This is a genomic window from Chitinimonas sp., from assembly GCF_041904975.1.
Lineage (GTDB): Bacteria > Pseudomonadota > Gammaproteobacteria > Burkholderiales > Chitinimonadaceae > Chitinimonas.
In genome coordinates this window covers 1-2,450 of record NZ_JAYRLZ010000417.1, presented here as the reverse complement: position 1 = coordinate 2,450, position 2,450 = coordinate 1, and the positions used below count along the sequence as shown (strand labels likewise).

1 protein-coding gene is annotated in these 2,450 nt (G+C 59.8%); it reads right to left on the bottom strand.

The window, feature by feature from the left end; genetic code table 11:
* Window positions 1-2,150: ribonucleoside-diphosphate reductase subunit alpha (locus tag ACE3OH_RS21635; protein WP_374358169.1), on the bottom strand; the 2,150-nt coding region annotated here is incomplete at its 3' end.
* Window positions 2,151-2,450 lie beyond the last annotated feature (300 nt).

Here is a 2,450-nt window from a genome sequence, read left to right as displayed (position 1 = left end):
TGCGAGGCATAGGGGGTGCGCAGCAAATGCAGGCAGTCCTGGAAACCCATGATGCCAAGGCCCACCGGGCGGTGTTTCAGGTTGGAATTGCGCGCCTTCTTCACCGGGTAGAAGTTGATGTCGATCACATTGTCGAGCATGCGCATGGCGGTGCGGGTGGTGCGGCGAATCTTCTCGCCATCGAGGCGATAGCTGCCGTCCTCGCCCTTGACCATATGGTTGACCAGATTCACCGAGCCGAGGTTACACACGGCGATCTCGCTGTCGTTGGTGTTCAGGGTGATTTCGGTACACAGATTGGAGCTGTGCACCACGCCGACATGCTGCTGCGGGCTGCGGATATTGCACGGGTCCTTGAAGGTGAACCAGGGGTGGCCGGTTTCGAACAGCATGGTCAGCATCTTGCGCCACAGCTGCAGGGCCGGAATCTTCTTGGCGATGCGCATTTCGCCGCGCTCGGCCTTCGCCTCATAGCGGGTATAGGCTTCTTCAAATGCCTTGCCGTACAGATCGTGCAGATCCGGCACTTCGCTCGGGCTGAACAGGGTCCAGTCGGCGTTTTCCATTACCCGCTTCATGAACAGGTCGGGAATCCAGTTCGCCGTGTTCATGTCGTGGGTGCGGCGGCGATCATCGCCAGTGTTCTTGCGCAATTCGAGGAATTCTTCGATGTCGGCGTGCCAGGTTTCCAGATAGGCACACACCGCGCCCTTGCGCTTGCCGCCCTGGTTGACCGCCACCGCGGTGTCGTTCACCACCTTGAGGAAGGGAACAATGCCTTGCGACTTGCCATTGGTGCCCTTGATATGCGAGCCAAGCGCACGTACCGGGGTCCAGTCGTTGCCGAGGCCACCGGCAAACTTGCTGAGCAGGGCGTTTTCTTTCAGGCCTTCGTAAATGCCGTCGAGGTCATCGGCAATGGTGGTCAGATAGCAGCTGGACAGCTGGCTGCGCAGCGAGCCGGAATTGAACAGTGTCGGGGTCGACGACATGAAGTCGAAGGTCGACAGCACGTTGTAGAACTCGATGGCACGCGCTTCGCGGTCGATTTCACGCAGTGCCAGGCCCATGGCGACGCGCATGAAGAAGGCCTGCGGCAGCTCAATACGGCGACCGTGGATATGCAGGAAGTAGCGATCGAACAGGGTCTGCAAGCCCAGGTAGTCGAACTGGTAATCGCGGTCATGCTTGAGTGCAGCGCCCAGGCGGGCCAGATCGAACTGGGCCAGTTCCGGGTCGAGCAACTCGGCATCGATGCCTTGCTTGATGAACTTGGGGAAGTATTCGCTATAGCGCTCGGCCATCTCTTCGTGGGTGACTTCTTCATCCAGCACTTCGCGGCGCAGGCTGTGCATCAACAGGCGAGCCGTCACGCGCGAGTAGGCCGGTTCCTTCTCGATCAGCTGGCGGGCCGACAGGATGGCCGATTTGCGCACCTCTTCGGCGGGCACGCCGTCGTACAGATTCTTCAGGGTCTCGCCGACAATATGCTCGACATCGGTGACCTGCTCATAGCCCGACACCGCCGACTGCACCAGCGCGCGCAGGCGCGCCACATCGAGCGGGCGGCTCACACCGGCGTCGATCACCTGGATGCCGATTGCTGGCGCTTGCTCGCTCTCGCCCTTGGCCAGGCGCTCCTGGTGGCGACGCTCGCGATACAGCACATAGGCGCGCGCCACATCGTGCTCGCCCGAGCGCATCAGCGACAGTTCGACCTGGTCCTGCACATCTTCGATATGGATGGCGCCACCATCGGGCTTGCGGCGCATCAGCGCATTCACCACCGAATCGGTAATTCTTTGTACCGTCTCACGCACCGAGGCCGACTGGGCTGCCGCGCCGCCATGCACCGCCAGAAAGGCCTTGGTGACGGCAACCGAAATTTTCATCGGCTCGAACGGGCCGACCGAACCGTTGCGGCGGATGATCTTGTATTCGGCAACCTGCGGTGTGCCAGCCTGGTTACTCACGCCCTCTGCCGGGTAAGCAGGACGGGTGGTGCTGGCGGTATCGGTAGTGGTGTACATATCGGTAAGGACCCCTTTTTGCTGTTGATTTGATGCCGGGCCAGCCATCAGGCCAGGCATTTCGGGTAGTGGTTCGCCGCCTTGCAGGCGGGGGCGTAAAGCCCGTTCATCCAGTTGCACGCCGGGTGTTGCGTGATGCAGAACTCGCCAAATGCTTGAACGCACAGCTGAAAATTTCTGCGTCGAAAACGCGGCGCAGGCTGTGCATAAATCTGTGAAGAAGCTGTGGAAAAACACAATATCTAGTAGTTTTTATATGCTGCGACTACTAATTCTAGTGTTTATGAGCTGTGCGAGCAACCTTTGATTTGCCGCCAGAATCGGGCAGCGCCGGTCGCAAAGCAGCACCAGTTCTGGGTTTGCGGCAGTCTGGCCACATCGCCTTACCGTGCCGAAAAGGCGACACAGCACATGCCCTCT